At 42.0% G+C, this 16,064-nt stretch carries 17 protein-coding genes; 3 read left to right on the forward strand and 14 right to left on the reverse strand.

The annotated features are described in order from the left end of the window. Nucleotides 1-312: 312 nt before the first annotated feature. Nucleotides 313-525: a hypothetical protein gene (locus tag JOD17_RS18140; RefSeq protein WP_204699439.1), complete on the reverse strand. Its 213-nt coding sequence runs from the start codon at nt 523-525 to the stop codon at nt 313-315. A gap of 83 nt (nt 526-608) precedes the next feature. On the opposite strand from JOD17_RS18140, the gene JOD17_RS18145 reads away from it, so the two are divergent. Continuing rightward, nucleotides 609-1,364, forward strand: coding sequence for a polysaccharide deacetylase family protein (locus JOD17_RS18145; RefSeq protein WP_204699440.1), 756 nt, complete (start codon nt 609-611; stop codon nt 1,362-1,364). A 37-nt stretch (nt 1,365-1,401) separates the two neighbouring features. On the opposite strand, the gene JOD17_RS18150 is transcribed toward JOD17_RS18145, so the two are convergent. Continuing rightward, complete coding sequence (locus tag JOD17_RS18150; protein ID WP_204699441.1) at nt 1,402-2,688, reverse strand: lysine N(6)-hydroxylase/L-ornithine N(5)-oxygenase family protein; 1,287 nt, start codon at nt 2,686-2,688, stop codon at nt 1,402-1,404. Nucleotides 2,689-2,779: 91 nt separating this feature from the next. Then, nucleotides 2,780-3,376, reverse strand: coding sequence for a KinB-signaling pathway activation protein (locus tag JOD17_RS18155; protein WP_042420130.1), 597 nt, complete (start codon nt 3,374-3,376; stop codon nt 2,780-2,782). A 138-nt stretch (nt 3,377-3,514) separates the two neighbouring features. Between JOD17_RS18155 and gerD the strand changes: the two genes are divergently transcribed. After that, a complete protein-coding gene (gerD, locus tag JOD17_RS18160; protein WP_204699442.1) occupies nt 3,515-4,126 on the forward strand; it encodes a spore germination lipoprotein GerD in 612 nt (203 codons plus the stop codon). Between the two features lie 26 nt (nt 4,127-4,152). Here gerD and JOD17_RS18165 read toward each other — a convergent pair whose 3' ends face one another. From JOD17_RS18165 to ligD, 4 genes are all read right to left on the reverse strand, one after another. After that, complete coding sequence (locus tag JOD17_RS18165) at nt 4,153-5,208, reverse strand: Mrp/NBP35 family ATP-binding protein (protein WP_204699443.1); 1,056 nt, start codon at nt 5,206-5,208, stop codon at nt 4,153-4,155. Nucleotides 5,209-5,269: 61 nt separating this feature from the next. Continuing rightward, nucleotides 5,270-6,001: an N-acetylmuramoyl-L-alanine amidase CwlD gene (gene cwlD / locus JOD17_RS18170; RefSeq protein ID WP_204699444.1), complete on the reverse strand. Its 732-nt coding sequence runs from the start codon at nt 5,999-6,001 to the stop codon at nt 5,270-5,272. 66 nt (nt 6,002-6,067) lie between these two features. Then, a complete protein-coding gene (locus JOD17_RS18175) occupies nt 6,068-6,490 on the reverse strand; it encodes a DUF2521 family protein (RefSeq protein ID WP_204699445.1) in 423 nt (140 codons plus the stop codon). Nucleotides 6,491-6,979: 489 nt separating this feature from the next. After that, nucleotides 6,980-8,773 carry a DNA ligase D gene (gene ligD / locus JOD17_RS18180; protein WP_239575714.1) on the reverse strand — a complete coding sequence of 598 codons (1,794 nt, stop codon included), beginning with the start codon at nt 8,771-8,773 and terminating at the stop codon, nt 6,980-6,982. A 107-nt stretch (nt 8,774-8,880) separates the two neighbouring features. Between ligD and ku the strand changes: the two genes are divergently transcribed. Continuing rightward, nucleotides 8,881-9,753 carry a non-homologous end joining protein Ku gene (gene ku / locus JOD17_RS18185; RefSeq protein WP_204699446.1) on the forward strand — a complete coding sequence of 291 codons (873 nt, stop codon included), beginning with the start codon at nt 8,881-8,883 and terminating at the stop codon, nt 9,751-9,753. 62 nt (nt 9,754-9,815) lie between these two features. Here the strand turns inward: ku and rpsI are convergent, their stop codons facing one another. The 7 genes from rpsI to JOD17_RS18220 all read right to left on the reverse strand — a co-directional run bounded on the left by rpsI (nt 9,816) and on the right by JOD17_RS18220 (nt 16,064). Continuing rightward, entirely contained in the window at nt 9,816-10,208 is a 393-nt protein-coding gene (gene rpsI, locus JOD17_RS18190; RefSeq protein WP_169967233.1) for a 30S ribosomal protein S9, read from the reverse strand. An 18-nt stretch (nt 10,209-10,226) separates the two neighbouring features. Beyond that, nucleotides 10,227-10,664: a 50S ribosomal protein L13 gene (rplM, locus tag JOD17_RS18195; RefSeq protein ID WP_204699447.1), complete on the reverse strand. Its 438-nt coding sequence runs from the start codon at nt 10,662-10,664 to the stop codon at nt 10,227-10,229. Nucleotides 10,665-10,861: 197 nt separating this feature from the next. Then, nucleotides 10,862-11,866, reverse strand: a complete 1,005-nt coding sequence (locus JOD17_RS18200) for a phosphotriesterase family protein (protein WP_204699448.1) — start codon at nt 11,864-11,866, stop codon at nt 10,862-10,864. Nucleotides 11,867-11,884: 18 nt separating this feature from the next. Further along, complete coding sequence (locus JOD17_RS18205; protein ID WP_204699449.1) at nt 11,885-13,549, reverse strand: long-chain fatty acid--CoA ligase; 1,665 nt, start codon at nt 13,547-13,549, stop codon at nt 11,885-11,887. Nucleotides 13,550-13,585: 36 nt separating this feature from the next. Next, nucleotides 13,586-14,356: a glucose 1-dehydrogenase gene (locus JOD17_RS18210; protein WP_204699450.1), complete on the reverse strand. Its 771-nt coding sequence runs from the start codon at nt 14,354-14,356 to the stop codon at nt 13,586-13,588. Between the two features lie 144 nt (nt 14,357-14,500). Next, a complete protein-coding gene (truA, locus tag JOD17_RS18215) occupies nt 14,501-15,250 on the reverse strand; it encodes a tRNA pseudouridine(38-40) synthase TruA (RefSeq protein WP_204699478.1) in 750 nt (249 codons plus the stop codon). Nucleotides 15,251-15,263: 13 nt separating this feature from the next. Further along, nucleotides 15,264-16,064 carry a CbiQ family ECF transporter T component gene (locus tag JOD17_RS18220; protein WP_204699451.1) on the reverse strand — a complete coding sequence of 267 codons (801 nt, stop codon included), beginning with the start codon at nt 16,062-16,064 and terminating at the stop codon, nt 15,264-15,266.

Genomic DNA, 16,064 nt, shown 5'->3' on the forward strand with positions numbered 1-16,064 from the left:
TTTAATTCGCTTAACTTTCATTCAGTTTTCAAAGGGCAATTGTTTTGCTTGTTTTGCGTTGCTGTCGTTGTGACAGCGACTTTATTATCTTATCACTTTCTGGCGTTTCGTGTCAACAACTTTTTTGAAAAGTTTTTTGTGACCGTTTCGCTTTTCTTAGCGACAAGGAATATCTTACCATCAGGCTTAGCTCTTCGTCAATAACTTTTTTTGAAAAGTTTTTGTGAGCTCTTTTTATTGTTGCTTTCCTGACTGTCGGATATTTAATTTATCATTATCCCCCATATTATGCAAGGGTTTTTGAAGTTTTTTTTAGAATTTCTTAGATTTATATCTTCTTATCTCTTCTTTTGTCGCCATACGCTGATACAACTCTTCAATAATCCTCCTCTTTTCCTCAATACTCTTTCCGATACCCCCTTCTGCTTTTGCTTGCTCCTCTTTCTTCCTTACTCGATGTAATTCTTCTTTTAACAAATCTCTTAACTCCATCTCTTCTATATCTGTAATTAATAAACCAATCATCTGGCGCCTCCTTTTTAGTTATATCTTGTCCGCTTTCTCATATAGATAACCTAAGGAATGCTTTGTACAAGGAGGGGTTGTCAATGGCTCAGTTTTACGTCGTTAATCGTCGGGGAGGGAAAAAGTATTTATTTATCGCAATGGTTGCGTTTTGTACCGCTTGTATTCTTCTAATGGATCGACCATTCTTAGCCGTATTCTCAGGTCAAGATGGTTCAGTTGCATTCTCTAGTGCTGATATTGATGATGAGAAAACAAGTTTGACGTTTAATGTAAGTTGGGGGGAAGCGAATGTTGAACCGATCTTAGATATACTTGAAGATAAAAATGTAGATGCTACGTTCTTCGTGTCTGGTGTCTGGTCGGAGCGCCATTTAGAAACACTTCAGCGAATGATTGATGACGGACATGAGGTCGGGAACTACGGCTACCGATTCAAGCCTTACCCTGACCAAGAAATTGAGGAGATGCGTAGAGATATGTTGCAAGGACACGAAAGCATAAAAGATGCGATTGGTGAAGCACCTGTGTTCTTCCGACCTCCTGCAGGTATTTTTAATCAAGACGTTCTCGATGCAGCTGAAAACCTCGGTTATTCTGTCATTCACTGGGCTACTGACGGGAAAGACTGGCAAAACCCTGGTGTCGATGAAATCTTAGCAAACATCCAAGAAGTACTATCGCCCGGTGACGTTATTATGCTTGATGCATCTGACTCAGCGAAACAAACCGTAGAAGCCTTGCCACTTATTATTGATGAATTGCAAGATGCGAATTACGAATTCGTATCACTTGAAATGTTAATTAGTGGGGCAGAGGCGAGTTACGAAGAAATGTAATTTGTAAGCAGAAGAGCAGTTCACATAAGAACTGCTCTTAAAATTGTTGAAAAGGGCTGCTACGATCGGTCTTATACGAATGTTGCTCGGTGATTGACTGAATAATTTCCAAGTTTCGAGTAACCGATAGCGCTAAGTTCGTTGCACTCGTGCCATGCGAATGCTCTAAGTTCGTCAACATGTATAGGTTCGAGTTAACATTTCGCTCAGATTTAAAAACTAAACGATAATCCCTTGTTACTTTATGCAACCCTTCCGCTTCATAGACAAGCTCATCACTCATGCTTTCAAGGAACGTTGGAATATTCGGTTTGTAACCTGTCGCAAAAACTACAGCCTTTGCATGCACATTCCATTCTTCTTCGGTTTGTCCATGTTTACAATACAAGTTGTAGCCACCTTCGTCCTCTTTTGCTTCTACAATTTCAGTAGAGGACTGAATGGTAACTGGAATATCATTGATTGATGTTCGATGGTACAGTAGCTCATAAATATTATGCAACGTTTTCCCTTCTACGCCATTCCGCAGATTACTTAATGATTCAAGTGTTTTTTGCCGTTGCTCAAATGGCAACTGATGAAAATGATCCACATAGTCTGGTGTGAATTGTTCTTGACCGAGCTTACTTTCTTCTAATTGAAAGAATCCTGGAGAACGTGTATACCAGCTTAACTCGTAGCTGTTTTCTTTTTGTGATTCGAGTAAGTCATAAAAAACTTCTGCCGCGCTTTGCCCCGAACCGACTACAACAATCGAATCATTCTCTTTAACACGATCTGCATGAAACGTATACGAACTTGAATGGATCAATGATTGATCTTTATTATCTTCAATACCAGGAGGTAACATCGGCTCACTGCCCGTCCCGACTATAACGTGTTTACTTGTGACGTAATTTACCGAACCTGTATCCATCGTTACGATTCCACACATGAAATAATCTTCGTGAGGAATGACCTCAATAACCCTTTTGTTAAAATGTAAATTTTCTAATTGATCTACTACCCAACGACAATACGCTTCGTACTCTTTACGAGGAATGTTCCACTCTTTAAAAAAATAAAACGGAAACACACGATTTGTTTCATGAACATAATTCAAAAATGTATACGCGCTCTTCGGATTTGCCAAAGTAATAAGATCGGCAAGAAAAGAAATTTGTAAGTCCGTTCGATCGATCAACATTCCTGGATGCCATCTAAATTCCGGACTCTCATCAAAAAAAGCGACGTTTAAATCGGTCCCCTCTTCACATAAAGCTGCTAAACTTAGGTTGAACGGTCCAATGCCCACACCTAAAACATCATAGTCGATTGTTTTCATTTCAATAACTCCCCTTTTAACGTTCCCTTATCCATACCCGTTTCCCTTAAAAATACGCATAAAAAAACACGAGCGTCTGCTCGTGTCGTACTTATTTCTTTGAACGTTGAATACGATGTAGCGCAATTAATTGATACGTATTCGCAAATAACAATGGCGCAAGATAAATCCAAAGCCATTCGCTATCGTTGACTTGTTGAACCGTTAACGCAGGTACCCACTCAATTGTCGTAATGACAAACATAAAGAACGTTGCTGGAATAAATGCTGTATAATTCGTTTCTTTCATCTTCCAATAGGCAATCAGTAACGCGTATATAAGCAACAATGTCGGCGTTAATAAATAGGCAGTCCAAGGTTCACCATCTGCATAAGCAATATAACGCAAATAGACAAGATCAAAAAATACAAATGCAATTAAAAGAACTTGAACCAAATTCCAAAGCTTTGCGGTTTTAAATAGCGATAACGCAAAGCGATGCAAGATTAAGTAAGCAAAGTAACCCATTTGTGCAACAATGCTAATGGCAGCTCCAATTCCAAGCATCCATATCGTTCCCCAGAAGAAATTCCAGAACCCTTCACCCTGGAAAGCATCCCATCTTAAAGGTATACCGACAATGGCACCGCCAACTGCACCGACTATCATTGTCGTGAAGAATAAAAACACAACTTTTCTAGTATTCACACGATCATCCCTTAGTACAGATTCACACCCTTTTAATTCTAACAAGCCCATTGACAAAAAGCCAGTTCACCTTAAAAGCGTTGCATATTTTGTCACCATTTGCACAAAGTAAGCGAAAAGCAAAAGGGGGATCTGTTGTTGCAGAAGCACTTATCTATACTCATTGTATTTACGATGGCACTTCTTCTCACAGGATGTGCAGCTTATCAAGGCGAAGCACAAGCTGATTATGATGAAACGAAACGAATGGTCGCTGATGTCATTAAAACCGAAGAAGGAAAACAAGCATTGCGAGAGGTTCTTACAGAAGAAGAATTCCAAACTTCACTCGTCATGGAACAGTCGTTCGTCCAAGATACGATCCACGATACCTTGACATCTGAAGAAGGAAAAGCTTTTTGGGGGCAACTCATTGATGATCCTAAGTTTGGCGTTAAAGTGGCCGACAGCATGCAAACGAAAAATGAGGAAGTGTTAAAACGCCTCATGAAAGATCCTGATTACCAAACGATGATGATGGAAGTTATGCACGACCCAGAAATGGAACAAGCAACGCTTGAACTCATGAAAAGCAAAGAATTTAGAGAACAAATCATGACCGTTATTGAAGAATCCATGCAAAACCCACGCTTCCAAGCTTCTTTACAAAAAATCGCAAGTGAAAGCGGGGGTAGCTCTGAATCTGAAGAAGGCAACGATCGTGAGTCAAGCTCAGAAGATGAAAATTCTAATGAAAGTGAAGAAGAGTAAAGCCCTTAGACTTTACTCTTCTTTATTTATTGAGATTCCTTCTTATCAATCACTCGACGAGCAATCTCTCCATAAATTTCGCCAATTGGGTGATCTGCTGCATAAACTGACGGCGCAAAATCATTCTCGTCAATATCTGGTTGACCGAGTGGCACTTGTCCAATAACGTTTGTCTTTAATTCTTCAGCTAGACGTTCACCACCGCCTTGACCAAATACATATTCTTTCTCTCCTGTAGCTTGGCTTTGGAAGTAAGCCATGTTCTCTACAACGCCGAGAATTCGATGGTTACTCTTAATCGCCATTGCGCCAGCACGTGCAGCTACAAAAGCAGCTGTTGCATGTGGTGTTGTTACAATAATTTCATCTGATTCAGGAAGCATCGTGTGAACATCTAAGGCAACGTCACCTGTTCCTGGTGGCAAGTCTAGAATTAGATAATCTAAGTCTCCCCACGTAACTTCTTTAAAGAAGTTCGTAAGCATCTTTCCAAGCATTGGTCCTCTCCAAATAACAGGAGCATTATCCTCTACAAAGAAGCCCATTGAAATGACCTTTACGCCGTAGCGCTCAACAGGATGGATTTTGTCACCTTCAACGGTAGGACGATGTTCAATCCCCATCATATCCGGAACACTAAATCCATAAATATCTGCGTCAACGATTCCGACTTTTTTACCTTCTCGTGCAAGCGATACAGCAAGGTTAACGGATACTGTTGATTTCCCGACGCCACCTTTTCCACTTGCAACGGCAATAAATTTAACTTTGTTATCCGGATCTAGAAGACCGGCACTTTTTGCTTCTTGTTCTGGGTCACGATGTTGTTCAATCTCTTCATCAGTCAATTGCTCAAAACGTAAGCCAACACTGTCCGCTCCTAGCTTCTTAACAATGGCAACGATGTCTTGCTGAACCTTCATCTGACCGCCTGTACCTGTTTGGGCTAAGGCAATTTTCAAACTTACGTTTTCGCCCTTAATCTTTACTTCTCGTATTCCGCCCGTTTCGAGAATACTTTTATTCAAATCCGGATCTTGGATTGGTTTAAGTACTTCAATGATTTCTTTTTCGTTTAACAACCCTGACACCTTCCCTTCAAGTGTATACCGACACTATTGTATCATACCTGAAAGGTTGGTTTTAGTTTCCTGCCTCATTCTCTTCTGCTAATTCTGGAACTTTATACCGTAGCATTCCTTGATAAATACTCGCCGCTACTTTGTCCTGATATTCTTCAGTGCCAAGATCAGCCGCTTCTTGGACGTTCGATAAAAAACCTACTTCAACAAGAACTCCAGGAATTTCAGCACGGTCCACTAAAAATATATTATGAATCGGCAAAGCAGAACGATTCGTATTCTCTAATTGCCGAACCATTTCACCTTGAACACTTTCTGCCATAAGCTTACTTTCTTCAAATGTACGGTTATAGAACGTTTGCGCTCCTCGCCATTTTGAAGATGGCGTTGCATTTAGATGGAGTGAAACGTAGTAATCCGCATTCGACGAGTTAATGATTTCTATTCGTTTTTTCAAATCTTCAGTTTTTCGATTTGAGAAACCTCTCGTACTTTCATTGGCAAGATCAGAGTCACCTTCTCTCGTCATATATACGAGCGCCCCAGAAGCTTGTAAGTAATCCCTTAATTTCAAAGAAATATCGAGTGCTACATCTTTTTCTAACGTACCGCTCTTCGCCACCGAACCTCCATCAACACCACCGTGACCTGCGTCTAAAATAATGACATTTCCACTTAAAGGCATTTCAAGCGTTGATGTATCTTCGTTAGAAAAAAGGGCATACATACTGTAAGCCATCAACCCTGCAAAAAGTATGACTAACACCCAAGCAAACTTCATTCGTTTTTTCATGTTCAAACATCCTTTACGAAGGGATAGTTCAATGTATGCAAAAGGAGACAGGCATATGCCTATCCCCTAAGCCTTAACTCTCCCCCGATGAAAACCTGTTTGAAAGCCGAGATTCCACCAATACGAAACGTAAAGCGAAGCGCCTTCGAGTACCTTTCTAGAGTCGACGGAATCATCTTGAATCCAGTCAGAGATAAACAAGTTTAGCTCTGTAATTCTTGACTCTAGATGATTAGGGTCTGCTTGTTTTTTCTTTGTTTTCGCTTCACTGATACCAGCTTTTGCAGCATATAAAAACGTTTCAATCGCAACATCCATACACACTTCTTCTAAAAAGGATTGGCGAAAACGGAACTTCTCGTTAATTGGGACGAGAAACTGTTCCGAAGCACGAACGAGATCATCCATGCTAAGTGTATGAAGCAACGATTTCTCGATCTCCCATTCCCTAGCTCGCTTTTCTTTTTGAAACGATACAACAGCTCCCATTTGCTCCCCCCTCACTAATTAGTATGAGAAGATCGCTTTAATTCATAACTGGGAATGCCATTAGGAAATGTTTCACGGGAAACATTTGAGCGGTATAATCTATTCTTTACAAGGTCATGATATCAAACCAAAACAATATAAATGAGACAATTAACGCCACAAAAAACGGCGCACTAAACAGCAGCAAACTCTTTCCCCATTTCGTCCTTCAATCCTTCTCTTGATTAGTTTCTAAATTCTCTACATGAACTGGTGAAGGTATTCGATCGAATCACAAACCCTCAAATTATTAGTGCGGCTAAAGCTGTTATGACAGCTAAGTTTTAAAAAAGGCTCATACTTTGCCCAACAAATGAAGCAAAGCCGTAAATGACAACCATACATGTTCCAACAATCATCGCAATCATGAACTGAGCACCCTCCTTGTTTTTTTACTATTCCCTTACTTCCACTAAACAAAGACAGTAAAAATGTGAGGGAAGGCTAGACTCACTTTACTAAACGCAGTAATGGTTCCATTCGTTGTTGCTCCCGAGCCGCGGAATACGTCGCAAAAGGGCAGCCGATGTCGAGCACACGTGTCACGACATTGCTCAATGTATAGTTTGTCGGGTCTAAGTCCTCGGTTAGTTCATGCCAATATAACGGAGTAGAAATGGTTCCTTCTATTTGTAACCTTGGGCTGTATGGAGCTATAAGCGTTTTATCTTTCCCATGCTGCACATAGTCAACGTACAGTTGTTCGTTCCGATTCTTTTTCAGTCGCTCCGTCGTAAAGTTGTCCGGATGAGCCTCAACCAATATGTTTGCAATCCCTTCGGTAATCAGTGCCGTCTCTTCATACGTTACACTTCCTTCTTTGATCGGAATGAATACTTGCAAGCCTTTATTGCCTGATGTTTTCACAAAAGAGATTAAGTCAAGATCATCTAAAATTCGCTTTAGAAGTTGAGCAGCATGAATCGCTAAATAAAAATGGTTTCGATTTGGTGGGTCTAAGTCAAAAACAATCTCATTGGGCTGCTCGCAACAGACCCGCTGGAACGGAACGTGATACTCAATTGAACCATGATTGGCTAGCCAAAGAAGACCTTCTAATCGGTTACAAACAATTTCGTTTGACTCAGTCGTTTCTAATAAATCAAGCGGAGCATAATCCGGAATTTGTTTTTGGAAGAACGTTTCCTTCGCGACCCCATCAGGAGCTCGAATAATCGTCAATACTTTGTCTTTAAGAAATGGCAGCATGTATGGAGAAATACGACGCATATAAATCAACAAATCTTTCTTCGAAAGACGAGGCCAAAGTTCTTTTTGCAAATTCTTGATATGAACACCCGTCGGAAACTGTGCCAAATCAAGTTCTACTTGGGACACTGTACAGTTCTTCACTTGAACGCTCGGTTCGATTCGTTCAAATTCAGGTTCACGCATCTCTCCAGACGCTACACCTAACGTGCGAATCTTCCCGACTACTGCAGGTGGTAAAAGGTATTCCCCGTTTTGTTCTTCACCTTTTTTGTGAAAAAGTTCATGGAGCATCGAAGAGGACTCACTTGGTAAACCGTGCTTACACTTGCCAATCGTAATTAATGAAGAGCCTTGATCCTCATAAGCTTGCACTGCAAAGTAGCCATTGCTCGGATTATACTGTGTTATAATCCCCTGAATGACACGCCAGTTTTTTATCTTTAACCAATCGTGATGTTGCTTTCCTTTTTGATAAACGCTCGCTTTCTTCTTCGCAACCAACCCTTCGCATTGATAATCAAACACAAACTTTTCTATAACAGAAAGCTCGGTAAATGTCTCAACAACACAAAAGCGATCGTCATTAGGGATGCAATTCGTGATTGTTCCAAGCCGTTTCTTACGCTTTTCAAGTGGGAGATCACGTATCTCTACGCCAGCATACCGAGTAAGATCAAACGCCATCAAAGTCGCAGGTCTTAGTTTCGCCCTTTCTTGAATCCGCTCAGCACTTCTCATCCGCCCACGCGTTTGCATGAGGTTAAAGTTTGCTTGATAACGATGATTCAATACGACGAGTTCCCCATCAATTTCAACAGGTAAGTAGTCTTTTACATGTTGAACATTCGACTTGCACCACTCCACCACTTCCGGAAACCGCTCATTCAAATCGTGATTGTTTTTACTAAGCAGTGTAACCGTCTCCTGTGTCCAAACCAGACGGCACCGAAATCCGTCGTACTTGATTTCATACAACCATTCATCTCCTGTTGGAACTGTTTCACTTATAATGGGTTTCATGACATCCATCATCGTTCACCACCTTATGAGTAGGTTGTGTTAATTCCTGCAAATTACTATTCCACTCGTATAAAAAATCTTCCCAAATCCAAACTACTTCTTATAAGGAGGGATGCATCATGCACACGATGTGGAAAGGCACAATTAGCTTTGGACTCGTTAACATCCCTGTAAAAATGCATGCAGCGACTGACAACAAAGATATTCAACTACGTCAGCTACACAAAAAATGCAAAACCCCGATTAAATATAAGAAAGTCTGTCCGAACTGCGAAGAAGAAGTTTCAAATGATGACATCGTAAAAGCCTATGAGTATTCAAAAAACAAATACGTCATTCTCGATGACGAAGAACTTGAGAAATTAAAGAACGATCAAGAAGACAAAGCCGTTGAGATTATTGACTTCGTGCAACTAGATGATATCGATCCCATCTACTTTAGTAAAAGCTACTACTTATCCCCTAATGAAGGAGGATCAAAAGCTTATGCGTTACTAAGAGAGGCGCTTAAAGACACTCAAAAAATCGGCATCGCCAAAATGATGATCCGATCAAAAGAACAACTTGCTGTTATTCGTGTTTATCAAGGCGCTCTCGTTGTCGAAACCATTCACTTCCCTGATGAAGTGCGGTCTACAAAAGACATCCCTAACATCCCTGAACAAAGCGAAGAAATCGGAAAGAAAGAACTCGATACAGCCAAATTACTCATCGAACAACTCACCACAGAATTTGAACCAGAAAAGTATCAAGACGATTACCGAATCAAATTAGAAGCGCTAATTGCAGAAAAGCTATCCGCTGAAGAAGTAACTGTATCAGAAGAAACAACGTCAACACCTGATAACGTCACCGATATTATGGAAGCACTAGAGAAGTCCATTAATCGAGCAAAGAAGAACCAACCAAAACCAAAAACAAAGAAAAAAGCCGCTGCCAAAAAGCCAGCGACTACAAAGACATCAACATCGAAGAAAAAAGCAACATCTTAAAACTGAACACAAAAAAACAGCCAGTAAGGGAAAACCCTTTCTGGCTGTTTCGAATCGGTTGCTTAACGCTTCGAGAATTGTGGTGCACGACGTGCAGCTTTAAGACCGTATTTCTTACGCTCTTTCATTCTTGAGTCACGAGTTAAGAAGCCTTTTTCTTTAAGTGTACTGCGGTATTCTGGGTCAACTTCAAGAAGTGCGCGTGAAAGACCGAGTTGGATCGCTCCCGCTTGACCTGTGAATCCACCACCATGAACATTAACTTTAATGTCATATTGGTTCTCTGTTCCTGTTTCAACAAATGGTGCGCGAACAACCATCTTGAGTGTTTCGTAATCGAAGTACTCATCCATGTCACGCTTGTTGATCGTTACTTTACCGCTGCCCGGTGTGACGAATACACGAGCAGTTGAGTTCTTACGACGGCCTGTACCGTAATATTGCAAAGCTGTCAATTCAAACCCTCCTCTTAATTATCCACGTAGCTCGTAAGCTTCTGGTTTTTGTGCTTCGTGCTTATGCTCTGGTCCTGCGTATACGTGAAGCTTCTTGATCGTTTGACGACCGAGTGCGTTCTTTGGAAGCATTCCGTGTACTGCAAGTTCAATAATTTTCTCTGGCTTGTTTTGACGCATGTCGATCGCGCGGGTTGATTTAATCCCTCCGCGATAGCCACTGTGACGATAGTAAACTTTGTCTGTCCACTTTTTACCTGTAAGTTCGATTTTCTCAGCATTGATGATGATGACATTGTCACCTGTGTCAACGTGTGGAGTGAACTCAGGTTTGTTTTTACCGCGTAGGATTGAAGCAACTTCACTAGCCAAACGTCCGAGAGTTTGACCTGCAGCATCAATCACGTACCATTTACGTTCGATTTCATTTGCTTTAGCCATATAAGTTGTACGCATGGTGGAACCTCCTCGTTCAAGATCATTCATTTATTTATTTAACAATCAGTTTGTTGTTCTCGTTTATTTCATTCTCCGGGGCAGTGGAGTTTGAAATGCCAACTAACATCATATAATAGTTCTAGACCAAAGTCAATTATTATAAGCAAAATTGATAAAGAAAAACCACCTCTTATGAGATGGCTCAAAACCCGCTTCTATAAAGGCTTCACGCTGATTGGTTGACCCTTAAAAACTCGACTTGGGTTTCCTGTAAAGATCTGGTTTAATGTCTTGTCTGTAACACCGGACTGTTGTAAGTCTGGTAAGATCTTTTCGAATAGATGACCTACATGCCACTTTTCTAAAACCTTCATCATGAAATCGCTTTCAGGGAATGGTCTACCCCGCCAATAATTCACGGTATCATGGGAGAGAATGATCTGATCTTCATAGCCCATCGCAAGTAACCCTAAAAGAGTCGCTTTTCTTTCCTCATCACGAGGTGTACCTACTAGACCTTCCAAGCCAAAACGATCAAATCCAATCGTCACACCCCGCTCTAATACTCGCAAATGATCACGAATGTTCGTCGTACCATCCATATGACCGATCACAATCTTTGCAGGATCTGCTCCGTGCGCAACAAGAAGCTCGATTTGCTCATAGCCCATTGTTCCTTCTTGCGTATGCGTCATAATCGGTATGCCGGTTTCCTTTTGAATTCGTGCGGCTTGCCTGAAAAACATCTGTTCATATTCTGTAATCACACTTCGACTGGAACCTACCTTAATAACTCCTGGCTTGATACCAGTCCCAGCGATGCCATCTGTGACTTCCTTATAGAACATCTCGTAAATCTCTTCTTCGGCATTGCTTAATCCCACTCGTGCTTTGAAGTAGGCTGGCGCCCCTTCACCTTCATAATAATAACCACTTGCACAGACGATGTTCATTCCAGTGCGCAGAGAAATTTCTTTAAGCATCTCTGGATCACGCCCACAATCGTTTGGCGTCGGATCCACCACGGTGTTCACCCCAAATTGTTGCAACTTCTCACATACCTCAATACCAACTCGTAATGCTTCTTCACGGTCGTAACGCCCGAGCGTCACGTCACCCTCAAAGCCTGGGTAGCCAAAGATGAAATGTTCATGCATCATCGTCTTACCTAGATCTCCAATTGCCAATCGACCTGTGACCGTTTCTACATGTGAATTCATCACTACTCCCCTTTTCGATTACGACTTTGATTTTTGAAGTTCAGCGTCTTGCAGTTTTCTCCAAAGAATCTTTCCGCTGCCTGAAACGGGCAGTTCTTTTGTAAATTCAATAACTCGAGGGTACTTATAGGCTGCCATCTTTTCCTTCGCCCAATCAATGATCTCTTGCTCGGTCGTTGATTCATAACCGTCATTTAAGATAATGACCGCTTTCACGGTTTCTCCTCGTCTTGCGTCAGGTGTGCTGATGATGCAACATTGTTGCACCGCTGGATGAGCATACATTTTGGACTCTACTTCTGCAGGCCAGACTTTAAATCCCGAAGAATTAATCATCCGCTTTACACGATCGACAATATAGAAGTATCCATCTTCATCGTACGTCACAATGTCACCTGTTCTAAAAAATGTCTTGCCATCAAGTTCGACAAAGACTTGAGCCGTATCTTCTGGCCGATTCCAATACCCTTTAAACACTTGAGGGCCATTCACGAGAAGTTCGCCTTCTTGTCCTGGACCTAATTCTTGTAATGTAAGTGGTTCGACAACTCGACTATCGACATCAAAGCTCGGAATGCCTAGGCATTGTAACTTCGCTTTACCGATCGGATTCGAGTGCGTCGTTGAGATCGTCTCAGTAAGACCATACCCTTCTGCATAACGCAACCCAGTTACTTCAAAGAGCTTCTCACCGACAGCTTTCGGAAGCGCTGCACCGCCTCCATTCACTGCTAACAAACTACTTAAGTTATAATTTGATAAGTTGGGGTTGGCTAAAAAATCAACGACCATCGTCGAGATATTCGTCCAGTTTGTACACTCGTGTTTCTCAATTAACCTCCCAGCAACGTCTCGGTTCCAACGGGTCATCAACACGACTGTTCCCCCTAAATGAATCGGAACGAACATACAATGAACGAGTCCTGTTACGTGGAACAACGGTAGTCCACCTAGTGCCACTGCCTCTGGTGATCCATTGCCCCAATGGCTACCTGACATGACATTCGCTTGTACGGTTTTGTGTGTATGCTTGCAGCCTTTTGGCAATCCCGTCGTTCCCGACGTATAAGGGAGTACGGCCAAATCACCTGATTCACCTTTATATGCAAGAGGCGCTTGATCGTACCTCAGTACTTCTTGCCAAGAAATATGGTTCGAGTCCTTCCCAATCGGTGGTGCCTTTACAACATCAGGCAACTCATACTCGCAAGACTCTGGTAAATACTCAGAATAAGCAGCAAGAATGACGTGCTTTAAAGGCGTCATGTTAAGTAGTGGTTTAATACGCTCAAACAACTCCTGACCGACAAATGCAACGGTCGCCTCACTATCTTCGATCGGAAACTTCACTTCTTCTGTTACCATCATCGGATTAATTGGCACTGCAATCGCCTCTGCACGCAAAATAGCGTGGATCGCAATGACATATTGCGGGCTATTCTGCATGTAAATTAGAACACGATCACCTTTTTTCACACCGAGCTCGTGTTGCAAATAACCCGCTACTCGCTTTTGCTCTTCGTACAGCTGTTGATAGGTAATTTCTTGATCGTAGTAAATAATTGCTCGTTTATTCGGGTAACGCCTCGCACTAATAGCTAGATTATCCAAAAGAGTTGTTTCAGGAATGCTCAAGCGCTTTGGTGTACGTTCTGGCCAGTGATCATAGTGTCTAGTAAACATAAAATGAACCACCTCACCCTAAATTAGATTATAATCTTACGTAAGTAACCAACCACCATCAACGAGTAAATCGCTACCTGTCATATAAGAAGCTTCACTTGAAGCGGCAAAAGCAATGACATTCGCAATTTCATCAGCCGTTCCGACTCGTGAAAGAGCAGTGTTCTTCTCGATTGCTTTAACAAAGCGATCATTCGTTAACCCTGCACTCGTAAGGTCTGTACGAGCAAAACCAGGAGATACACTGTTTACTCGAATTTGATAAGGAGCAAGCTCATAAGCAAGTGCTCTTGAGAAATTCATGACCGCAGCTTTCGCAGCACTATAGTGTGGAATATGCGCACCCGCTTTATGCCCAGATAAGGACGCCACATTGACGATCGCACGATCTTTCTGATCATCATTGTTCTTCATAAGTTGTCCGATGCTCTTCGATACGAGGAACACACTCTTTAAGTTTACATCTTGGGATTTCACCCAATCGTCTTCACTCATTTCAAAGATGTTCGTCTTGTTTGATGATCCACCTGCATTGTTAACGAGCACATCAACTGAACCATATCGCTCTTGCAGAACGGACGTTAACGCTTCAATGTCTTCTGACTTCGTTACATCTGCTCGATGCACTATGGCACGACCCTCACCTACTTCTTCGCGAATGGCATTAGCCACGTTCTCAAGCTTAGACTCTGTACGTCCAACTAGTACGACCGTCCCTCCGTCTCGCGCAATAATCTTAGCTAACGCTTCCCCAATTCCACTTCCTGCTCCCGTTATGACTGCAACTTTATGATCAAATCGTGACACACGGACTCTCTCCCTTCCTTGTGAGCGCTTACAATTTTATATTTATATAAGACTAAATATTCTAATATCTAAATTATATACTACAGTCCTCTACTCCACAACAGAATCAACAAAAAAACAGACTGTTCGACAGCCTGTTTGTTGCTATACATCTTTATAGTATACATCCCATAAATACAGACCGTGACCTGGCGCTGTCTTTCCAGCAAACCTTCGATCCCGCGCATCACGAATCGTAACCATCTCACCTGTATCTCTTTCACCAGTACCAACGGCTAACGCAGTTCCGGTTATAATCCGCACCATGTTATACAAGAACCCATTGCCCCGAAAAACGAACACAACTTGATCGTCCGAGATGCGTTCAACCCTCGCCTCAAAGAGGGTACGAACTTTGTCGACGACATTCGTATTGCTCGCGCAAAAAGAAGAGAAATCAAACGTCCCAACTAAATGATCCAATGCTGATTGCATCGCTCTTTCATCAAGCTGTTTGTAAACGTGGTGAGCATAGTGTCGCGAAAATACATCCCGCTCTTGACCACATCGCACAAAATAACGATATTCCTTTGCGACCGCATCAAAACGCGCGTGAAAACCCGCGGGTACCGGGACAGACTCGATGATTTGAATATCATCTGGTAAGTGGGCACCCAATGCTTTTGACCAGCGATCAGCCGGAATTTGTAAAGGGGAATCAAAGTGAATGATTTGTCCTTTAGCGTGCACACCGGCATCTGTTCGTCCCGATGCCGTGACGTTCACTTGCTGACCTTGATGAATACGCCCCAATGCACTATTGATTTCCCGTTGAACCGTTCGCTTTTCAGGTTGAACTTGCCATCCAGAGAATTCTGTGCCGTCATAAGCGATTTTCACTTTCCATCTTTGCATCATTTCTCACCTCTTACACGTAACGAAGTATACCAAGGGTACACCCGAATAACACTATTAAAACAATGGCAACTGTATCTTTTCCTTGCCATTTGAGAATACGCAGCTTCGTGCGCCCCTCGCCACCTCGATACCCCCGTGCATCCATCGCTGTCGCCATGTCTTCTGCACGTTTGAATGAACGGACGAAAAGTGGAATGATGAATGCTGTCATCGTATTTAACCGCGTTTTTAAAGAACCTTTCGTAAAATCTGCTCCTCGAGCAGACTGCGCTTTAAGAATCCGATCCGCTTCTAACAATAACGTCGGAATCAGTCTTATGCTAATCGCCATCATCAATGCGATTTCGTGCGAAGGTACCCCAAACCGTTTGAACGGTCTCAAGTAAGCTTCAAAACCATCGGTCAAATCGATGGGAGACGTCGTTAATGTTAATAGTGACGCAATGATGACGAGTGCTCCTATACGAATCGCAATAAATAAACCTTGAATAATTCCCCCGCTATAGACAGAAAACCCAAGTACCGTAAAGAGTACCTCTCCTTCATTCGTAAATAACGCATGCAAAATGAATGTAAAAGCTATCAATATGAAAATGGGAAGCATGCCTTTTATGAAAAATCGAAGAGGCACTTTGGATAACAACACGAGCAAACTCACAAATGTAACGAGGATCGCATTTGTCATCACATCATTGGCTAAAAAGACAACAACGGCCATAAGTAGGACCGCTAAAATCTTTGAGCGAGCGTCCAACCGATGAATCGGGGACTCAACAGGAACATATTGACCAATTACGATATTTTGGAGCAC

Origin of the sequence: Geomicrobium sediminis (assembly GCF_016908595.1) — a bacterium.
Lineage (GTDB): Bacteria > Bacillota > Bacilli > Bacillales > Marinococcaceae > Geomicrobium_A > Geomicrobium_A sediminis.